Raw genomic sequence first — 19,187 nt, 5'->3', positions numbered from 1 at the left:
GGCTGGTGGTCCGCCCCGGGACCCGTATAATCGGCGGCCTTGAGTTGCCTGACCCCTTGTGAGCCCCATGTTGCCGATTCTTTCGTTGTTCGACCCCCTTCGCTGCGCACTGCCGGGAGCCTTCCTGTGAACCTGCCGGAAATTCATGAGTTTCTCGGCTGTCGCACGCCGGACGCCTGGGTGCAGGCGGCGCTGGCCGATCAGGAAACCCTGCTGATCGACCACAAGAACTGCGAGTTCAAGGCGGCGAGCACGGCCCTGAGCCTGATCGCCAAGTACCATTCGCATGTCGACCTGATCAACATGATGTCGCGGCTGGCGCGGGAGGAACTGGTGCACCACGAGCAGGTGATGCGCCTGATGAAGCGTCGTCGGATCGACTTGCGCCAGCTTTCCGCCGGCCGCTACGCCTCGGGCCTGCGCAAGGTGGTGCGCAACCACGAGCCGGTGAAACTGGTGGACACGCTGGTGGTCGGGGCCTTTATCGAGGCCCGCAGTTGTGAGCGTTTCGAGGCCCTGGTGCCGCACCTGGATGAAGAGTTGGGCAAGTTCTATTTCGGCCTGCTCAAGAGCGAGGCCCGGCATTTCCAGGGTTATCTGAAGCTGGCCTACCAGTATGGCGACGCTGCGGATATCGCCCGGGTGATCGACAAGGTCCGGCTGGTGGAGCAGGAGCTGATCGAGTCGCCGGACGTCGAGTTTCGCTTCCACAGCGGTGTCCCGGCTGTCTAGTGGCCTGTGTGGCTAATTCGCGCACTCAACGCCGGGTCCAGGGCTTCGCCAGACTGCGTTGCCATTCCTCGCCGTAGCTCGGCTACGACTCGTCATGGCGCCTTGCCTGGCAAACCCCTGGACCCGAATTTGAGTATTCGAATTAACCGTACAGGCCACTAGGCGCGAACCAGCTTTTCCAGTGCCGCCTCGGCCAGGAACGACGAGCGGCTCTTGATCCGGTGGTCGCGCACGTAGCGGTCGATGCGCTGGATCACGAAGCCGGGAAGGGTCACGTTGACCTTCTCGGTCTTGCCCAGGTAGGGCGAAATATCGATTTCCAGCAGGCCCCAACCCATTTCGGCAAAGTCGGGGTTTTGCCGGTGGGCCAGCAATGGCGACGGCATCGGTACCCGCTCGCCGCTCGAGGCGATTTCCTCCAGGCGGATGTGGGCGATCTCGATGGCGGCGTCATAGGCTTCCTCGAAGCTGTCGCCGGCGGTCACGGCGCCTGGAATGTCCGGGATCTGTACGCCGGTGGCGGTGTGTTCATCACCCCATTCAATGGCAATGGGATATTGCATGATGTCCTCCTGGGTGAGCCGGTTCATGGCAGGTCCGCCCGTTTCCTTGTTTTTCAACCCTTGAAGCCCTGACCACCTGGTTCAGGAAAGCCTGACTGTCCTTCCATCAGACAGCGATTTCGAAGGTGTTCCCAGAGTTATTTCTCGAAAGTCGGCGCCACTCGTCCCCCGGCAGGTGAGGCGAGGTGGCAGGGCCGGTGTTCAGTGCGCTTTCGTCCAAGCCGGAGGCTGCCTATTTCCGCCGGCTATCAGCCGGTGCCTTCCATCGGTTGTTTGAAAAGCTTGCTAACAATTTCTTTGACATTAACTGCCTAGGCAGTAATATCTGAGCAACTCTCTGCCTAGGCAGCTTTCTGGTGACTCTATGAAGCATTTCCTTCCGGAAGACTTTCACAACTGCCATCTCGGCCTGCTCCTGGGGCGCGCGGCGTTGCTCAAGGACCGGATCATCGATACCCACATGGTGCCGTACGGCATTACCGCGGCGCAGTTCAAGGTGCTGATCATCATGGCCCAGTTCGGCGTCGATTCGCCGGCCGAGCTGTGCCGCCACCTGTCCATCGACAGCGGCTCGATGACGCGGATGCTCGATCGCCTGGAGCAGAAGGAACTGCTGGTGCGCCAGCGTTCGGAGGGCGATCGGCGTCAGGTCCGTCTGGTACTGACCGAACAGGGCCAGGCCCTGGCGGACCGCCTGCCGGAAATCGGCGCCGACGCCATGAACGAATTGGCGGGTGCGATCACCCGGGACGAGCTGCAGACGCTGGAAGACATTCTCAAGAAGATTTTGCTGGCAGCCGGGGACTCGATCACCCAGTTGCGGCTGGGTGAAAAAAATGAACGGTAAAACCTTGCGCAGCGGTTTCAGTCTGATGTTCCTGGCGATGGCCCTGGCGGGCTGTGCCAGCTACCAGGGGCTGACGACGTCTGGAGTGAGCCTGGAGGCGAAGGATCTCAAGGCCGAACAGTCGCTCAAGGGTATCCGGCTGTCGCCGGCGGCCTGGCCGTCGAATGACTGGTGGAAAAGCCTGGGCGACCCGCAGCTCGACGGGCTGATCCAGGAAGCGCTGCGCGACAGCCCGGACATGCAGGTCGCCAGTGCGCGGACCCACCAGGCCAGCGCCGCGGCCTATGCCGCCGATGCCGCCCGCCTGCCGGCTCTCGATGCCAGCGCCGGGGTGACCCGTTCCCGCCTGCCTCGTGACCAGGACCCGAGCGGGCAGGGTGGCAACTACGACACCGTGCGCAAGCTGGGCCTGGACTTCAACTACACCTTCGACCTCTGGGGCGGCCAGCGTGACGCCTGGGAGGCCGCGCTCGGTCAGGAGCGGGCCGCCGAGGTCGACCAGCAGGCGGCACGCCTGACCCTGGCCGGCGATGTGGCGCGGGCCTACAGCAACCTGGGCGAGGCGCATATCGTCTATGACCTGGCCAACGATGATCTCAAGCGCACCCGGCAGATGCTCGAACTGGGCCAGCGCCGCCTGAGTGCCGGAATCGACAGCCACTACCAGTATCAGCAGACCGAAAGCCTGGCCGCCAGCTCCGAGGAGCAGGTGATCGATGCACGCAAGAAACTGCAGAGCGCCAAGGTCGCCCTGGCCGTCTTGCTGGGCAAGGGGCCGGACCGCGGCAACGAGCTGGCCCGGCCGAAAATCCTCCAGCCCGCGGTGGTCGCCCTGCCTTCGAGCCTGCCGGCCGAGCTGCTGGGCCGGCGTCCGGACCTCGTGGCCGCGCGTTGGCGGGTCGAGGCCGCGAGCAAGGATATCGCCGCCGGCAAGACGCGTTTCTACCCCAATCTCAACCTGAGTGCCGCGGCCGGCACCGAGGCCTTGCTGGGCGACGCCCTGTTCGGTTCGGCCAGCCGTTTCTTCAGCATCGCGCCGACCGTTTCGCTGCCGATCTTCGACGGCGGCCGCCTGCGCGCCGGGCTCGATGCGAAGGATGCCGACTACGACCTGGCGGTGGCGCAGTACAACAAGAGCCTGGTCAAGGCGCTTGGGGATGTCAGCGACACGATCCAGCAGTTGCGCGAGATCGCCCGGCAGATCGCTGTCCAGCAGCATGCGGCGGATATCGCCCAGCAGTCCTATGACACCGTGGTCCAGCGTTATGGCGCCGGCATCGGCAACTACCTGGACGTGCTGACCATCGAGCAGACCCTGTTGCAGGCCCAGCGCCAGCTGGCGGAACTGAATGCCCAGCAGATCGACCTTTCCATTCAACTGATGCAGGCCCTGGGCGGCGGATTCCACGCCGAGAACATCGCCCTGGGCGATTCGAGCCCGGCTGCACGGACCCACTAATTCAAGGTACTTGTCATGGCTAACCCTGCCCAAAACAACTCCGTTGAAAACAACCCCGGTGCCGCCAACTCCGGCAAACGCAAGATCATGCTCCTGGCCCTCGCCCTGGTGGTCGCCGTCGGCGGCGCGGCGGTCTGGGGCTGGCACGAACTCTACGGGCGCTGGAGCGAAAGCACCGACGACGCCTACGTCAATGGCAACGTGGTGGAGATCACGCCGCAGATCACCGGTACGGTGGTCAGCATCGGTGCCGATGACGGTGACCTGGTCCATGAGGGGCAGGTGCTGGTGAACTTCGACCCGAGCGATGCCGAAGTCGGCCTGCAGAGCGCCGAGGCCAATCTGGCCAAGACCGTGCGCCAGGTGCGCGGCCTGTACAGCAACGTCGACGGCATGAAGGCCCAGGTGGTGGCGCAGAAGGCGGCCGTGCAGAAGGCCCAGGAAAACTACACCCGCCGCAGGAATCTCGCCGCCAGCGGTGCGATCTCCCAGGAGGAACTGTCCCACGCCCGTGACGACCTGACCTCGGCCCAGAGCGCCTTGAGCAACGCCGAGCAGCAACTCAACAGCAGCAATGCACTGGTCGACGACACGGTGGTGTCCAACCATCCCGATGTGAAGGCGGCCGCTGCCCAGTTGCGCCAGGCGTACCTGGCTCATGCCCGGAGCACGCTGGTCGCGCCGGTGACCGGTTATGTCGCCAAGCGCACCGTGCAGCTCGGTCAGCGTGTACAGCCGGGGGCCGCATTGATGGCGGTGATTCCGCTGGACCAGTTGTGGATCGATGCCAACTTCAAGGAAACCCAGCTGCGCCAGATGCGGATCGGCCAGGCGGTGGACATCGAGGCCGATCTGTACGGCAGCGACGTGAAATACAGCGGTACCATCGACAGCCTCGGCGCCGGTACCGGCAGCGCCTTCGCCCTGTTGCCGACGCAGAACGCCACCGGTAACTGGATCAAGATCGTCCAGCGGGTGCCGGTGCGTGTGCACATCAACGCCGAGGATCTGGTCAAGCATCCGCTGCGGATCGGCTTGTCGACCCAGGTCGAGGTCGACCTGCACGACCAGAGTGGTCCGGTGCTGGCACAGCAGCCGCCCCAGAAGGCTTCGTTCAGCACCAACGTCTATCAGCAGCAGTTGGCTGACGCCGATGCGGTGATCAACCGCCTGATCCATGAGAACAGCGCAACGGCGGCCAAGACCGCGCAGCGCTGAGTCGCCAGTCCCCCGCTGCGGCCCTCGCGGTCGCAGCGCCTGCCCCGTTCCAAAGGATTCGCGATGAGTTCGAACGCATCATTTTCCCCGCCGAGCCTGTTGCTCAGCACCATCGGTCTGTCGCTGGCGACCTTCATGCAGGTGCTCGACACCACCATCGCCAACGTGGCGCTGCCGACCATTTCCGGCAACCTGGGGGTGAGTTCGGAGCAGGGCACCTGGGTCATCACTTCCTTTGCCGTCAGCAACGCCATCGCCCTGCCGTTGACCGGCTGGCTGAGCCGGCGCTTCGGCGAGGTGAAGCTGTTCATCTGGGCCACGTTGCTGTTCGTGCTGGCCTCGTTTCTCTGCGGTATTTCCACCTCGATGCCCGAACTGGTGGGCTTCCGGGTGCTCCAGGGGCTGGTGGCCGGCCCGCTGTATCCGATGACCCAGACGCTGCTGATCGCCGTCTATCCGCCGGCGAGGCGAGGCATGGCCCTGGCGTTGCTGGCGATGGTCACGGTGGTCGCGCCGATTGCCGGGCCGATCCTCGGTGGCTGGATCACCGACAGCTACAGCTGGCCGTGGATCTTCTTCATCAATGTGCCGATCGGCATTTTCGCCGCCGCCGTGGTGCGCCAGCAGCTCAAGGCGCGGCCGGTGGTGATCAGTCGGCAGCCGATGGATTATGTCGGCCTGCTGACCCTGATCATCGGTGTCGGCGCGCTGCAGGTGATCCTAGACAAGGGTAACGACCTGGACTGGTTCGAATCGAATTTCATCGTCATCGGTGCGGTGATTTCGGCGATCGCCCTGGCGGTGTTCGTCATCTGGGAAATGACCGACGCGCATCCGGTGGTCAACCTGCGGCTGTTCGCCTACCGCAACTTCCGCATCGGCACCATCGTGCTGATCCTCGGTTACGCCGGGTTCTTCGGCATCAACCTGATCCTGCCGCAGTGGTTGCAGACCCAGATGGGCTACACCGCGACCTGGGCGGGGCTGGCGGTGGCGCCGATTGGCATCCTGCCGGTGCTGATGTCGCCCTTCGTCGGCAAGTACGCCAACCGGGTCGACCTGCGCCTGCTGGCCGGGATCGCCTTCCTGGCCATCGGCCTGAGTTGCTTCATGCGTGCCGGCTTCACCAATGAGGTGGACTTCGAGCACGTGGCGCTGGTGCAACTGTTCATGGGGATCGGCGTGGCGCTGTTCTTCATGCCGACCTTGAGCATCCTGATGTCGGACCTGCCGCCACAGCAGATCGCCGATGGCGCCGGCCTGGCGACCTTCCTGCGTACGCTGGGCGGCAGTTTTGCCGCATCCCTGACCACCTGGATCTGGATTCGCCGGGCGGACCAGCATCATGCCTACCTGAGCGAAAGCATCACGCCGTTCGACCCGGCGACGCGCGAGGCGCTGAACAATCTCGGTGGCGCGGGGAGCCAGGCCTACAGCCAGCTGGATCAGATTCTCAACAGCCAGGCCTACATGCTGTCGACCGTGGACTACTTTACGCTGCTCGGGTGGGGCTTCATGGGCTTGATGCTGCTGGTCTGGCTGGCCAAGCCGCCGTTCGCGGCGAAGGCCGGGCCAGCGTCGGCCGGGCATTGATCCGAGTCAGGCCCATTCGCGGGCAAGCCCTGCTCCTACGGTTCGGTGTCGTGTACGACATGAGTCTGTAGGAGCAGGGCTTGCCCGCGAAGCTTTTTACTGGAGCAGGGGTAACGCCGGCGGTGGCGGAAACTCGAACTCGCCCAGGTGGAATCCCTGCTCGTCCACCTGCAATGCCCAGCCCTGGCGATCCCAGTCACCCAGCACGATTCGCTTCGCCGCCTGGCTGCCGAGCTGCAGCTTGTGAATCGCCGGCCTGTGGGTGTGGCCGTGGACCAGGGTGTGCACGCCATACTGCTGCATGATCCGCGGGATCTCTTCCGGGGTCACATCAACGATGTCGTTGGCTTTCATCCGGGTTTGCGCCCGGCTTTCGCTGCGCAGCTTGCGCGCCAGCTTGTGCCGGGTACGCAACGGCAGGTGCCGCAGGATGAACAGGCTGATGGGGTTGCGCAGGTAGCGACGCAGGCGCATGTAGGCCTCGTCGCGGGTGCACAGGCTGTCGCCGTGCATCAACAGCACCGGCTCGCCATTGATTTGCACCACGCTCGGGTCCTTGAGCAGCGTGGCTCCGGCTGCCTTGCAGAAGGCCTTGCCGAGCAGGAAATCGCGGTTGCCGTGCATCAGGAAAATCGGGGTGCCGCCCTCGCTGACCTCGCGCAGTGCCGCGCAGATCGAGCGTTGGAAAGGGGTCATGGCATCGTCGCCGATCCAGGCTTCGAAGAAGTCGCCAAGGATATATAACGCTTGTGCCGAACGGGCTCGTCCGGCGAGGAAATCCAGAAACGCCCGGGTGATGTCCGGGCGCTCCTCTTCCAGATGCAAGTCTGAAATCAGCAGTATCACTCAACGATCTCGGCTTTCTCGATGATCACGTCTTCTGCCGGTACGTCCTGGTGGCCTGCCTTCATGGTGGTGGCAACGCCCTTGATGCTGTCGACCACTTCAGTGCCGGCGATCACCTTGCCGAATACCGCGTAGCCCCAGCCCTGAACGGTCTTGGCGCTGTGGTTGAGGAAACCGTTGTCGGTGACGTTGATGAAGAACTGCGCGGAAGCCGAATGCGGCTCCATGGTACGGGCCATGGCGATGGTGTACTTGTCGTTCGACAGGCCGTTGTCCGCTTCGTTCTGGATGCTTGGGCGCTTGTCTTTCTTTTCCTTCATGCCTGGCTCGAAACCGCCGCCCTGGATCATGAAGTTGCCGATGACGCGGTGGAACACGGTGTTGCTGTAATGGCCGGCCTTGACGTATTCAACGAAGTTGGCAACGGTCAGCGGGGCTTTTTCGGCGTTCAGCTCGAGAACGATCTCGCCGTGGTTGGTGGTCAGTTTGACTTGAGTCATGGTAGCTATCGCTCTGTTCAGGAAATTCGTGGGACGTGGCCGGCCCCTTCAAGGGGCTGCGCCACAACCTGGGCGGGGAGTTTAACGTGCTTGCCGGGCATTTCGAGGGTTTTTATACCGCCGGTATTAAAAGCAGCGGTTTTCCGGCTGGCCCTGTCAGGGGCTTGACAGGTTCGGCTATGATAGGAGTTTTGATTGACCCGGCCTATCCGGGCCACGCACTTGTTACGTCCAAGGATCTTATGAGCAAGCCCACTGTCGACCCTACTTCGAACGCCAAGACCGGCCCGGCTGTCCCGGTCAACTTCCTGCGCCCGATCATTCAGGCCGACCTGGATTCGGGCAAGCACACCCAGATCGTCACGCGTTTTCCGCCTGAGCCCAACGGCTACCTGCACATCGGTCACGCCAAGTCGATCTGCGTGAACTTCGGTTTGGCCCAGGAGTTCGGTGGCGTCACGCACCTGCGTTTCGACGACACCAACCCGGCCAAGGAAGATCAGGAGTACATCGACGCCATCGAGCGTGACGTCAAGTGGCTGGGTTTCGAGTGGGCCGGCGAAGTGCGCTACGCCTCGCAGTATTTCGATCAACTGCATGACTGGGCGGTTGAACTGATCAAGGCCGGCAAGGCCTATGTCGACGACCTGACTCCAGAGCAGGCCAAGGAATACCGCGGCAGCCTGACCGAGCCGGGCAAGAACAGCCCGTTCCGCGAGCGTTCCGTCGAGGAGAACCTCGACTTGTTCGCGCGCATGAAGGCCGGTGAGTTCAAGGACGGCGAGCGTGTATTGCGGGCCAAGATCGACATGGCCTCGCCGAACATGAACCTGCGTGACCCGATCCTCTACCGCATCCGCCATGCCCATCACCACCAGACCGGTGACAAGTGGTGCATCTACCCGAACTATGACTTCACTCACGGTCAGTCGGATGCCATCGAGGGTATCACCCATTCGATCTGCACCCTGGAATTCGAAGGCCATCGTCCGCTGTACGAATGGTTCCTGGACAACCTGTCGGTGCCGTGCAAGCCGCGCCAGTACGAGTTCTCGCGGCTGAACCTGAACTACACCATCACCAGCAAGCGCAAGCTCAAGCAACTGGTGGACGAGAAGCACGTCAATGGTTGGGACGACCCGCGCATGTCGACCCTGTCAGGCTTCCGTCGTCGCGGCTACACGCCCAAATCCATCCGCAACTTCTGCGAGATGGTGGGCACCAACCGTTCCGACGGTGTGGTGGACTTCGGCATGCTGGAATTCAGCATCCGTGACGACCTCGACCAGAGCGCGCCACGTGCCATGTGCGTGCTGCGTCCGCTGAAGGTGGTGATCACCAACTACCCGCAAGGCCAGGTCGAGAACCTCGAACTGCCCTGCCATCCGAAGGAAGACATGGGGGTGCGCCAGTTGCCGTTCGCCCGTGAGATCTACATCGATCGCGACGATTTCATGGAAGAGCCGCCCAAGGGCTACAAGCGCCTGGAACCGGCGGGTGAGGTGCGTCTGCGCGGCAGCTACGTGATCCGTGCCGACGAGGCGATCAGGGATGCCGATGGCAACATCGTCGAGCTGCGCTGCTCCTATGACCCGGACACCCTGGGCAAGAACCCCGAGGGTCGCAAGGTCAAGGGCGTGATCCACTGGGTGCCGGCGGCTGCCAGCGTCGAGTGCGAGGTGCGCCTGTACGATCGTCTGTTCCGCTCGCCGAACCCGGAGAAGGCCGAAGACGGCGCAAGTTTCCTGGACAACATCAACCCTGATTCCCTGCAGGTCCTCACCGGTTGTCGTGCCGAACCCTCGTTGGGCAACGCACAGCCGGAAGACCGTTTCCAGTTCGAGCGCGAAGGCTACTTCTGCGCGGATATCAAGGACTCGAAACCAGGAGCCCCGGTATTCAACCGTACCGTGACCCTGCGCGACTCCTGGGGTCAGTGATTCAGTCAAGGAATTAACGTGCTTACGATCTACAACACGCTCACCAAGAGCAAAGAAGTCTTCAAGCCGCTGGACGGCAACAAGGTGCGCATGTACGTCTGCGGGATGACCGTGTACGACTTCTGCCACCTGGGCCACGGCCGCAGCATGGTCGCCTTCGACCTGGTGACCCGCTGGCTGCGCTTCAGCGGTTATGACCTGACCTATGTGCGCAACATCACCGACATCGACGACAAGATCATCAACCGGGCCAACGAGAACGGCGAGTCGTTCGAAGCGCTGACCGAGCGCATGATCGCGGCAATGCACGAGGATGAGGCGCGCCTGAATATCAGGAAGCCGGACATGGAGCCGCGGGCCACCGACCATATCGCCGGCATGCACGCGATGATCCAGACCCTGATCGACAAGGGCTATGCCTACGCCCCGGGCAACGGCGACGTGTACTACCGTGTCGGCAAGTTCATGGGCTACGGCAAGCTGTCGCGCAAGAAGATCGAAGACCTGCGCATCGGTGCGCGGATCGAGGTTGGCGAGTCCAAGCAGGACCCGCTGGACTTCGTCCTGTGGAAAGCGGCCAAGCCGGGTGAGCCGAGTTGGGAATCGCCCTGGGGCGCCGGGCGTCCGGGCTGGCACATCGAATGCTCGGTGATGTCGACCTGCTGCCTGGGCGAGACCTTCGACATTCATGGTGGCGGCAGCGACCTGGAGTTCCCGCACCACGAGAACGAGATCGCCCAGAGCGAGGCGGCCACCGGCAAGACCTACGCCAATGCCTGGATGCATTGCGGCATGATCCGCATCAATGGCGAGAAGATGTCCAAGTCCCTGAACAACTTCTTCACCATTCGCGACGTGCTGGACAAGTACCATCCGGAAGTCGTGCGTTACCTGCTGGTGGCGAGCCACTATCGCAGTGCCATCAACTATTCGGAAGATAACCTCAAGGACGCCAAGGGCGCCCTGGAGCGTTTCTACCATGCATTGAAGGGCCTGCCGAACGTGCCGGCTTCCGGTGGCGAGGCGTTCGTCGAGCGTTTCACCCAGGCAATGAACGACGACTTCGGTACCCCCGAGGCCTGTGCGGTGCTGTTCGAGATGGTGCGCGAGATCAACCGCTTGCGCGAGATCGATGTCGACGCGGCGGCGGGGCTGGCGGCGCGTCTCAAGCAACTGGCCGACGTGCTGGGCGTGTTGCAGCTGGAGGCGGACGAGTTCCTGCAGGCCGGTGCCGAAGGTCGTGTCGATGCGGCACAGGTCGAGGCACTGATCCAGGCGCGCCTGGCTGCGCGGGCCAACAAGGACTGGGCCGAGTCCGACCGTATCCGCGACCAGATCACCGCCATGGGGGTGGTGCTGGAAGACGGCAAGGGCGGTACGACCTGGCGGTTGGCTGACTGAGCCTTGCGCTGAGTGAACAGAAACCCGCCTTGTGCGGGTTTTTGTGTTTTGGGGTGTCTGGTAGGGCCCTGTTCTCGGATGAATCCTGCTCCCACTGAACACAAGCCCTTTGTGCGTCGCGTTCATCCGCGAACAGGGCCGCCACAAACAACAAGGGCACCCGAAGGTGCCCTGTCTTGACTGCTATCACCTGTCAGGCATGCAGCGATTCGGCCGCATACAAGGTATTTTCCAGCAGGCAGGCGCGGGTCATCGGGCCAACGCCGCCCGGAACCGGAGTGATCCAGCCGGCGCGGGGCAGGGCGGTCTCGTAGACCACGTCGCCCACCAGCTTGCCGTCTTCCTGGCGGTTGATGCCGACGTCGATGACGATGGCGCCTTCCTTGACCCACTCCCCCTTGACCAGGCCCGGCTTGCCGGCGGCCACCACCAGCAGGTCGGCGCGGCCGACGTGGCCGGCCAGATCCTTGGTGAAGCGGTGGGTCACGGTCACGGTGCAGCCGGCCAGCAGCAGTTCCATGGCCATCGGGCGGCCGACGATGTTGGAAGCGCCAACGATTACCGCATTCATTCCGTACAGGTCGGCACCGGTGCTTTCCAGCAGGGTCATGATGCCTTTCGGGGTGCAGGGGCGCAGCAGCGGGATACGCTGGGCCAGGCGGCCGACGTTATAAGGATGGAAACCGTCCACATCCTTGTCCGGGCGAATGCGTTCCAGCAGTCTGGATGCATCCAGGTGCTCGGGCAGCGGCAACTGAAGCAGGATGCCGTCGATGCCAGGATCGTCATTCAGGCGGTCGATCAACTCGGTCAGTGCCTGTTGCGTGGTTTCGCTAGGCAGGTCATAGGCTTGTGAAATGAAGCCGACTTCTTCGCAATCCTTGCGCTTGTGCGAGACATATACCTGGGAGGCAGGATCGCTGCCGACCAGAATCACTGCGAGGCCTGGCGTACGCAGACCCTGCTGGCGACGCTCGGCGACACGTTGAGCGATCTGCTGGCGCAGACGAGCGGCGATCGCCTTGCCGTCGATTAGTTGTGCAGTCATGACGCGTGATTAACCATCGAAAGGGGTGGAAAAAGAGTGCACATTCTCGCACGCCAGGGCGCGAGGGCAAAGGCGCTTGGTCTGGATATTCCCCTAACTCCTTTATATTTCTAAATTTTTTTCAAAAAAGAGTTGACGACCTTCCGACTCGTCTATAACATTCGTCGCACTTGTCGGGCACAGCCTAGCACTGGTTGAGAAGGTCGAGCTGAATAGGCGGATGTTACAGTCTGGCTCAGCAAGATTGAAAGCTCTTAGTTTGTAGTCATTGTAGAGTACAAATTAATAAGGCGCCCGTAGCTCAGCTGGATAGAGCATCCGCCTTCTAAGCGGATGGTCGCAGGTTCGAGTCCTGCCGGGTGCGCCATTCAGGCAGCTTTGGCACAAGTAACGCAATATGGTGGGCGTAGCTCAGTTGGTAGAGCACAGGATTGTGACTCCTGTTGTCGTGGGTTCGATCCCCATCGTCCACCCCATATTCGAATAAAGACGCCAGATTAATCATCTGGCGTCTTTGCTTTAACGGTTTGATCCGCGGACGTGGTGGAATTGGTAGACACACTGGATTTAGGTTCCAGCGCCGCGAGGCGTAAGAGTTCGAGTCTCTTCGTCCGCACCAGATTGGCTTCAAATACAAAAGACGGCGCAGCACCTGAACAAGGGCTGCGCCGTTTTTGTTTCAGCGCTCGGCAGGTCCGCAAGGCTGCCGGCCCGGGTGTCGGCCGGTTGCTTCTTCCATCGGGGAGAAGGGCGGCGACGGCTCTGGCACGAGTGATTGCGTGTTGTCGGAAAAGGATGCCAACAGCCTGTTCCGACGAATAATTACCGGCTGTTTCCTGCTCGTTTTCAGCGGGGTGACTTCTTGAGTATGACCCACTAGAATGCATGCCCTTGCTTCTGAGGTCGGAAACGGCCGGCTAACGTCTGTGCAACGAGGAATATCCATGCAAGTTTCTGTTGAAAATACATCGGCTCTTGAGCGCCGCATGAGCATCACCGTGCCAGCTGAGCGCATCGAGACCCAGGTCAACAAGCGTCTGCAGCAGACTGCCCAAAAGGCCAAGATTGCAGGCTTCCGCCCTGGCAAGGTGCCAATGAGCGTGATCCGTCAGCGTTTCGAAGCTGATGCCCGTCAGGAAGCGGTAGGTGACGTGATCCAGGCTTCCTTCTATGAAGCCGTGGTCGAGCAGAAGCTGAACCCTGCTGGCCAGCCTTCGGTCGAGCCGAAGGTGCTGGAAAAAGGCAAGGATCTGGAATACGTCGCTACCTTCGAAGTGTTCCCGGAGTTCACCGTTGCCGGTTTCGACTCCATCGCCGTCGAGCGCCTGAGCGCCGAAGTGGCTGATGCCGACCTGGACAACATGCTGGAAATCCTGCGCAAGCAGAACACCCGTTTCGAAGTAGCCGAGCGCGCTGCCCAGAACGAAGACCAACTGAACATCGATTTCGTCGGCAAGGTCGACGGCGAGGCCTTCGCTGGCGGTTCCGCCAAGGGCACCCAGCTGGTTCTGGGTTCCAACCGCATGATCCCGGGCTTCGAAGACGGCCTGGTCGGTGCCAAGGCCGGTGAAGAGCGCGTTCTGAACCTGACCTTCCCCGAGGACTACCAGAACCTGGACCTGGCTGGCAAGGCCGCCGAGTTCACCGTCACCGTGAACACTGTTTCCGCGCCAACCCTGCCTGAGCTGAACGAAGCCTTCTTCGCCCAGTTCGGTATCAAGGAAAGCGGCCTGGACGGCTTCCGCACCGAAGTTCGCAAGAACATGGAGCGGGAACTGCGTCAGGCGATCAAGTCCAAGGTCAAGAACCAGGTAATGGACGGCCTGCTGGCTGCCAACCCGATCGAAGTGCCAAAGGCTCTGCTGGTCAACGAAGTCAACCGTCTGCGCGTGCAGGCTGTTCAGCAGTTCGGTGGCAACATCAAGCCTGACCAACTGCCGGCCGAACTGTTCGAAGAGCAGGCCAAGCGCCGTGTGGTTCTGGGCCTGATCGTGGCTGAAGTGGTCAAGCAATTCGACCTCAAGCCTGACGAAGAGCGCGTTCGCGAACTGATCCAGGAAATGGCTTCGGCCTATCAGGAACCCGAGCAAGTTGTGTCCTGGTACTACAAGAACGAGCAGCAGCTGAACGAAGTTCGTTCGGTTGTGCTGGAAGAACAAGTTGTGGATACTGTTCTGCAGAAGGCGAAAGTGACCGATAAATCGGTCTCCTACGAAGAAGCAGTCAAGCCGGCGGAAGCTCCAAAAGCCGACTGATTTTCTGACTCGTTGGAAATACACACCATAAGCCAGCCTCGTGCTGGCTTATGCGTATTCAAGACATGACTATTTGGGTGCAGAGCATGTTCCGTAATTCTTATATTCAGCAGAACTCTGATATCCAGGCCGCCGGCGGCCTGGTCCCGATGGTTGTCGAGCAGTCTGCTCGTGGCGAACGCGCCTATGACATCTACTCGCGTCTGCTCAAGGAGCGAGTGATTTTCCTGGTGGGTCCTGTGGAAGACTACATGGCCAACCTGATCTGTGCGCAACTGCTGTTCCTTGAAGCGGAAAACCCGGACAAGGACATCCATCTGTACATCAACTCCCCAGGCGGTTCGGTGACTGCGGGCATGTCGATCTACGACACCATGCAGTTCATCAAGCCGAACGTATCGACCACCTGCATCGGCCAGGCCTGCAGCATGGGTGCGTTCCTGCTGACCGCGGGTGCCGAGGGCAAGCGTTTCTGCCTGCCGAACTCGCGTGTGATGATTCACCAGCCACTGGGCGGTTTCCAGGGCCAGGCATCGGACATCGAAATCCATGCCAAGGAAATCCTGTTCATCCGCGAACGCCTCAACACGCTGATGGCCAAGCACAGCGGGCGTACGCTCGAAGAAATCGAGCGCGACACCAACCGCGACAACTTCATGAGCGCCACCGCCGCACGTGAATACGGCCTGATCGACGAAGTGATCGAAAAGCGTCCCGCGTGAAATAAGCGGCACAAAACAGGGGTGGTCGGCCGGTCCGATCACCTGCGGGCTTGAAAAAGCCCGCAATAGCCTTCATCTTGTGTTGCAAGCCTATCGGATTTGGATCGAACGAATGACTGACACCCGCAACGGCGAGGACAACGGCAAGCTGCTTTATTGCTCCTTCTGTGGCAAAAGCCAGCATGAAGTGCGCAAATTGATTGCCGGCCCCTCGGTCTTTATCTGCGACGAGTGCGTCGACCTGTGCAATGACATCATCCGTGAGGAGGTGCAGGAGGCACAGGCCGAGAGCAGCGCGCATAAATTGCCTTCGCCTAAAGAAATCAGCGGCATCCTTGATCAGTACGTCATTGGTCAGGAGCGTGCCAAGAAGGTTCTGGCCGTAGCGGTATACAACCACTACAAGCGCCTGAACCAGCGCGACAAGAAGAGTGACGACGTCGAACTCGGCAAGAGCAACATCCTGCTGATCGGCCCGACCGGCTCGGGCAAGACCCTGCTGGCCGAAACCCTGGCACGCCTGCTGAATGTGCCGTTCACCATCGCTGACGCAACCACCCTCACCGAGGCGGGCTATGTGGGCGAGGACGTGGAAAACATCATTCAGAAGCTGCTGCAGAAGTGTGATTACGACGTGGAAAAGGCCCAGATGGGCATTGTCTACATCGACGAAATCGACAAGATTTCCCGCAAGTCCGACAACCCGTCGATTACCCGCGACGTTTCTGGCGAAGGGGTGCAGCAGGCCCTGCTGAAGCTGATCGAAGGTACCGTGGCTTCCGTGCCGCCGCAGGGCGGTCGCAAGCACCCGCAGCAGGAATTCCTGCAGGTCGACACCCGTAACATCCTGTTCATCTGCGGTGGTGCGTTCTCAGGCCTGGAAAAGGTCATCCAGAACCGTTCGACCAAGGGCGGCATCGGTTTCAGCGCCGAAGTCCGCAGCAAGGAAGAGGGCAAGAAGGTCGGCGAGTCCCTGCGTGAAGTCGAGCCTGACGATCTGGTCAAGTTCGGTCTGATCCCCGAGTTCGTTGGCCGTCTGCCGGTGCTGGCGACCCTGGACGAGCTGGATGAGGCCGCGCTGATGCAGATCCTCACCGAACCGAAGAACGCCCTGACCAAGCAGTATGCCAAGCTGTTCGAAATGGAAGGCGTCGACCTCGAGTTCCGTGCCGATGCGCTGAAATCCGTGGCCCGACGTGCCCTGGAGCGCAAGACCGGTGCCCGTGGCCTGCGTTCCATCCTCGAAGGCATCCTGCTCGACACCATGTACGAGATCCCGTCGCAGTCCGACGTGAGTAAAGTGGTGATCGACGAAAGCGTCATAGAAGGCAAGTCCCAGCCGCTGTACATCTATGAAAACAGCGAGCCGACCGCCAAGGCCGCACCTGACGCCTGAGTGCTGAAGTGCGTGACCCGAAAAAGGGGGCCTCAGGGCCCCCTTTTGCTTTTGCGCGGGCTTTTGCGAAGAGGGGCGCTTGTTTTTTTTCCGGGTAGCCCCCATCTTGGTCCCAAGCTTTCTTTCCACCTGTTTCCGGCCTCAGGGCCGCCGTAGAGGCGAAATCATGAAGACGACCATCGAATTGCCTCTCCTGCCATTGCGCGATGTCGTGGTGTATCCGCACATGGTTATCCCGCTGTTCGTGGGGCGCGAGAAGTCTATCGAAGCCCTCGAGGCCGCGATGACGGGCGACAAGCAGATCCTGCTGCTGGCCCAACGTAATCCTGCCGATGATGACCCGGGCGAAGACGCGCTGTATCGGGTCGGCACCGTGGCGACCGTGCTGCAACTGCTCAAGCTGCCTGATGGCACCGTCAAGGTGCTGGTCGAGGGCGAGCAGCGCGGTACTGTCGAGCATTTCAGCGAAATCGACGGCCATTGCCGTGCACAGGTGGCTCTGATCGAGGAAACCGAGGCGCCGGACCGTGAATCCGAAGTGTTCGTGCGCAGCCTTCTCTCGCAGTTCGAGCAGTATGTGCAACTGGGCAAGAAGGTTCCGGCCGAAGTCCTGTCCTCGCTCAACAGCATCGATGAGCCCAGCCGCCTGGTCGACACCATGGCCGCGCACATGGCGCTGAAGATCGAGCAGAAGCAGGAAATCCTCGAGATCATCGAACTGCCGGCCCGTGTCGAGCACGTGCTGGCGCTATTGGACGCGGAAATCGACCTGCTGCAGGTCGAAAAACGTATCCGTGGCCGCGTCAAGAAACAAATGGAGCGCAGCCAGCGCGAGTACTACCTGAATGAGCAGATGAAGGCCATTCAGAAGGAACTGGGCGATGGCGACGAGGGCCACAACGAAATCGAGGAGCTGAAGAAGCGCATCGATGACGCCGGCCTGCCCAAGGACGCCCTGGCCAAGGCCCAGGCCGAGCTGAACAAGCTCAAGCAGATGTCGCCGATGTCCGCCGAGGCCACCGTGGTGCGTTCCTACCTCGACTGGCTGGTACAGGTCCCATGGAAGGCCCAGAGCAAGGTGCGCCTGGACCTCAAGCGGGCCGAGGACATCCTCGATGCCGATCACTACGGCCTGGAAGAGGTCAAGGAGCGGATCCTCGAGTACCTCGCCGTGCAGAAGCGCGTGAAGAAGATTCGCGGGCCGGTGCTGTGCCTGGTCGGTCCTCCGGGGGTCGGCAAGACTTCCCTGGCGGAGTCGATCGCCAACGCGACCAACCGCAAGTTCGTCCGCATGGCCCTCGGTGGCGTGCGCGACGAAGCGGAAATCCGTGGTCACCGTCGGACCTACATCGGTTCGATGCCGGGAAGATTGATACAAAAAATGACCAAGGTGGGGGTACGCAACCCGCTGTTCCTGCTCGATGAAATCGACAAGATGGGCAGCGACATGCGTGGCGACCCGGCCTCGGCACTGCTGGAGGTCCTGGACCCCGAGCAGAACCACAATTTCAACGACCATTACCTGGAAGTCGACTACGACCTGTCCGACGTGATGTTCCTGTGCACCTCCAACTCGATGAACATCCCGCCGGCGCTGCTGGACCGGATGGAAGTGATCCGCCTGCCGGGTTACACCGAGGACGAGAAGATCAACATCGCGACCAAGTACCTGTCGCCCAAGCAGATCCAGGCCAACGGCCTGAAGAAGGGCGAGCTGGAGTTCGAAGAGGACGCGATCCGCGACATCATCCGCTATTACACCCGCGAAGCCGGTGTGCGTGGCCTGGAGCGGCAGATCGCCAAGGTCTGCCGCAAGGCGGTGAAAGAGCATGCCGTGGAAAAACGCTTCTCGGTGAAGGTCACTTCCGACCTGCTGGAGCACTTCCTGGGCGTGCGCAAGTTCCGCTATGGCCTGGCCGAGCAGCAGGACCAGGTGGGGCAGGTGACCGGTCTGGCCTGGACCCAGGTCGGTGGCGAGCTGCTGACCATCGAGGCGGCAGTGGTACCGGGCAAGGGGCAACTGATCAAGACCGGTTCCCTGGGCGATGTAATGGTCGAGTCGATCACCGCCGCCCAGACCGTGGTGCGCAGCCGGGCCAAGAGCCTGGGTATTCCGCTGGACTTCCACGAGAAGCGCGACACCCACATCCACATGCCGGAAGGGGCCACGCCTAAGGATGGTCCGAGCGCCGGTGTAGGAATGTGTACCGCATTGGTGTCGGCTCTGACCGGTATTCCCGTGCGTGCGGATGTCGCCATGACCGGCGAGATCACCCTGCGTGGCCAGGTGCTGGCGATCGGTGGGCTGAAGGAGAAATTGTTGGCCGCTCACCGTGGCGGGATCAAGACCGTGATCATTCCGGAAGAGAACGTGCGCGATCTGAAGGAAATTCCTGACAATATTAAGCAGGATCTTCAGATTAAACCGGTTAAATGGATTGACGAAGTCCTGCAAATTGCGCTGCAATACGCCCCGGAGCCCTTGCCAGATGTGGTTCCGGAGATCGTCGCGAAGGATGAGAAACGCGATTCGGATTCCAAGGAAAGAATCAGTACCCATTAGTAGAGATCTTGCCTGGGGGGCTTCCTTGACAGCTTTTTAGAGCCCTTGTTATAAAGCGGCTCTTATAAGTGGCTGTAGGCCATTCAGCACCTGTTTTAGCTTTC

Annotated in this window: 15 protein-coding genes and 3 tRNA genes; 14 read left to right on the top strand and 4 right to left on the bottom strand. The window is 61.3% G+C overall.

Annotated features, from left to right (window positions below):
• Positions 1-126: 126 nt before the first annotated feature.
• Positions 127-732: a tRNA-(ms[2]io[6]A)-hydroxylase gene (locus PF66_RS22525; RefSeq protein ID WP_054063874.1), complete on the top strand. Its 606-nt coding sequence runs from the start codon at positions 127-129 to the stop codon at positions 730-732.
• 158 nt (positions 733-890) lie between these two features.
• Here the strand turns inward: PF66_RS22525 and PF66_RS22520 are convergent, their stop codons facing one another.
• Complete coding sequence (locus PF66_RS22520; protein ID WP_054060717.1) at positions 891-1,295, bottom strand: type II toxin-antitoxin system HicB family antitoxin; 405 nt, start codon at positions 1,293-1,295, stop codon at positions 891-893.
• Between the two features lie 364 nt (positions 1,296-1,659).
• Here PF66_RS22520 and PF66_RS22515 point away from each other — a divergent pair, with 364 nt between their 5' ends.
• From PF66_RS22515 to PF66_RS22500, 4 genes are all read left to right on the top strand, one after another.
• Positions 1,660-2,142 carry a MarR family winged helix-turn-helix transcriptional regulator gene (locus PF66_RS22515; RefSeq protein ID WP_054060710.1) on the top strand — a complete coding sequence of 161 codons (483 nt, stop codon included), beginning with the start codon at positions 1,660-1,662 and terminating at the stop codon, positions 2,140-2,142.
• Positions 2,132-3,601, top strand: a complete 1,470-nt coding sequence (locus PF66_RS22510; RefSeq protein WP_054063873.1) for an efflux transporter outer membrane subunit — start codon at positions 2,132-2,134, stop codon at positions 3,599-3,601. The genes PF66_RS22515 and PF66_RS22510 overlap by 11 nt, the downstream gene beginning before the upstream one ends.
• Before the next feature lie 15 nt (positions 3,602-3,616).
• Positions 3,617-4,819 carry an efflux RND transporter periplasmic adaptor subunit gene (locus tag PF66_RS22505; protein ID WP_054063872.1) on the top strand — a complete coding sequence of 401 codons (1,203 nt, stop codon included), beginning with the start codon at positions 3,617-3,619 and terminating at the stop codon, positions 4,817-4,819.
• A 63-nt stretch (positions 4,820-4,882) separates the two neighbouring features.
• The gene (locus PF66_RS22500) at positions 4,883-6,412 is read left to right on the top strand and encodes a DHA2 family efflux MFS transporter permease subunit (protein WP_054059620.1); all 1,530 of its coding nucleotides are present in this window, start codon (positions 4,883-4,885) and stop codon (positions 6,410-6,412) included.
• A 96-nt stretch (positions 6,413-6,508) separates the two neighbouring features.
• On the opposite strand, the gene lpxH is transcribed toward PF66_RS22500, so the two are convergent.
• Together lpxH and PF66_RS22490 are read right to left on the bottom strand one after the other, a co-directional pair.
• Positions 6,509-7,258 carry a UDP-2,3-diacylglucosamine diphosphatase gene (gene lpxH / locus PF66_RS22495; RefSeq protein WP_054059619.1) on the bottom strand — a complete coding sequence of 250 codons (750 nt, stop codon included), beginning with the start codon at positions 7,256-7,258 and terminating at the stop codon, positions 6,509-6,511.
• Positions 7,255-7,758 (bottom strand): peptidylprolyl isomerase, encoded by a 504-nt coding sequence (locus tag PF66_RS22490; RefSeq protein WP_054059618.1) that lies wholly within the window; start codon positions 7,756-7,758, stop codon positions 7,255-7,257. Before PF66_RS22490 ends, lpxH begins: the two co-directional genes overlap by 4 nt.
• Before the next feature lie 242 nt (positions 7,759-8,000).
• On the opposite strand from PF66_RS22490, the gene PF66_RS22485 reads away from it, so the two are divergent.
• Positions 8,001-9,698 carry a glutamine--tRNA ligase/YqeY domain fusion protein gene (locus tag PF66_RS22485; protein WP_054063871.1) on the top strand — a complete coding sequence of 566 codons (1,698 nt, stop codon included), beginning with the start codon at positions 8,001-8,003 and terminating at the stop codon, positions 9,696-9,698.
• Positions 9,699-9,716: 18 nt separating this feature from the next.
• A complete protein-coding gene (cysS, locus tag PF66_RS22480; RefSeq protein ID WP_054063870.1) occupies positions 9,717-11,099 on the top strand; it encodes a cysteine--tRNA ligase in 1,383 nt (460 codons plus the stop codon).
• A 193-nt stretch (positions 11,100-11,292) separates the two neighbouring features.
• On the opposite strand, the gene folD is transcribed toward cysS, so the two are convergent.
• Positions 11,293-12,147, bottom strand: a complete 855-nt coding sequence (gene folD / locus PF66_RS22475) for a bifunctional methylenetetrahydrofolate dehydrogenase/methenyltetrahydrofolate cyclohydrolase FolD (RefSeq protein ID WP_017906647.1) — start codon at positions 12,145-12,147, stop codon at positions 11,293-11,295.
• Positions 12,148-12,437: 290 nt separating this feature from the next.
• Here folD and PF66_RS22470 point away from each other — a divergent pair.
• The 7 genes from PF66_RS22470 to lon all read left to right on the top strand — a co-directional run bounded on the left by PF66_RS22470 (position 12,438) and on the right by lon (position 19,083).
• Positions 12,438-12,514 (top strand) — tRNA-Arg (locus PF66_RS22470).
• Between the two features lie 33 nt (positions 12,515-12,547).
• Positions 12,548-12,623 (top strand) — tRNA-His (locus tag PF66_RS22465).
• A gap of 58 nt (positions 12,624-12,681) precedes the next feature.
• Positions 12,682-12,766, top strand: a tRNA-Leu gene (locus PF66_RS22460).
• Positions 12,767-13,091: 325 nt separating this feature from the next.
• On the top strand, positions 13,092-14,402 hold the full coding sequence (tig, locus tag PF66_RS22455) for a trigger factor (RefSeq protein WP_054057854.1): 1,311 nt from the start codon (positions 13,092-13,094) through the stop codon (positions 14,400-14,402).
• An 86-nt stretch (positions 14,403-14,488) separates the two neighbouring features.
• Complete coding sequence (gene clpP, locus PF66_RS22450; protein ID WP_010445788.1) at positions 14,489-15,124, top strand: ATP-dependent Clp endopeptidase proteolytic subunit ClpP; 636 nt, start codon at positions 14,489-14,491, stop codon at positions 15,122-15,124.
• 112 nt (positions 15,125-15,236) lie between these two features.
• Positions 15,237-16,520, top strand: coding sequence for an ATP-dependent Clp protease ATP-binding subunit ClpX (gene clpX, locus PF66_RS22445; protein WP_017906644.1), 1,284 nt, complete (start codon positions 15,237-15,239; stop codon positions 16,518-16,520).
• A gap of 166 nt (positions 16,521-16,686) precedes the next feature.
• Entirely contained in the window at positions 16,687-19,083 is a 2,397-nt protein-coding gene (gene lon, locus PF66_RS22440; RefSeq protein ID WP_054057853.1) for an endopeptidase La, read from the top strand.
• The last annotated feature ends 104 nt before the right edge of the window (positions 19,084-19,187 follow it).

This window comes from Pseudomonas asplenii (genome assembly GCF_001293465.1).
GTDB lineage: Bacteria > Pseudomonadota > Gammaproteobacteria > Pseudomonadales > Pseudomonadaceae > Aquipseudomonas > Aquipseudomonas fuscovaginae_B.
This window is presented reverse-complemented; position numbering and strand designations above follow the sequence as displayed.

Coding starts and splice junctions, on each gene's coding strand:
- PF66_RS22485 (WP_054063871.1), top strand. CDS start 8,001: ATGAGCAAGCCCACTGTCGACCCTACTTCGAACGCCAAGACCGGCCCG.
- clpX (WP_017906644.1), top strand. CDS start 15,237: ATGACTGACACCCGCAACGGCGAGGACAACGGCAAGCTGCTTTATTGC.
- folD (WP_017906647.1), bottom strand. CDS start 12,147: ATGACTGCACAACTAATCGACGGCAAGGCGATCGCCGCTCGTCTGCGC.
- PF66_RS22515 (WP_054060710.1), top strand. CDS start 1,660: ATGAAGCATTTCCTTCCGGAAGACTTTCACAACTGCCATCTCGGCCTG.
- tig (WP_054057854.1), top strand. CDS start 13,092: ATGCAAGTTTCTGTTGAAAATACATCGGCTCTTGAGCGCCGCATGAGC.
- PF66_RS22510 (WP_054063873.1), top strand. CDS start 2,132: ATGAACGGTAAAACCTTGCGCAGCGGTTTCAGTCTGATGTTCCTGGCG.
- PF66_RS22490 (WP_054059618.1), bottom strand. CDS start 7,758: ATGACTCAAGTCAAACTGACCACCAACCACGGCGAGATCGTTCTCGAG.
- clpP (WP_010445788.1), top strand. CDS start 14,489: ATGTTCCGTAATTCTTATATTCAGCAGAACTCTGATATCCAGGCCGCC.
- lon (WP_054057853.1), top strand. CDS start 16,687: ATGAAGACGACCATCGAATTGCCTCTCCTGCCATTGCGCGATGTCGTG.
- PF66_RS22520 (WP_054060717.1), bottom strand. CDS start 1,295: ATGCAATATCCCATTGCCATTGAATGGGGTGATGAACACACCGCCACC.
- PF66_RS22500 (WP_054059620.1), top strand. CDS start 4,883: ATGAGTTCGAACGCATCATTTTCCCCGCCGAGCCTGTTGCTCAGCACC.
- PF66_RS22505 (WP_054063872.1), top strand. CDS start 3,617: ATGGCTAACCCTGCCCAAAACAACTCCGTTGAAAACAACCCCGGTGCC.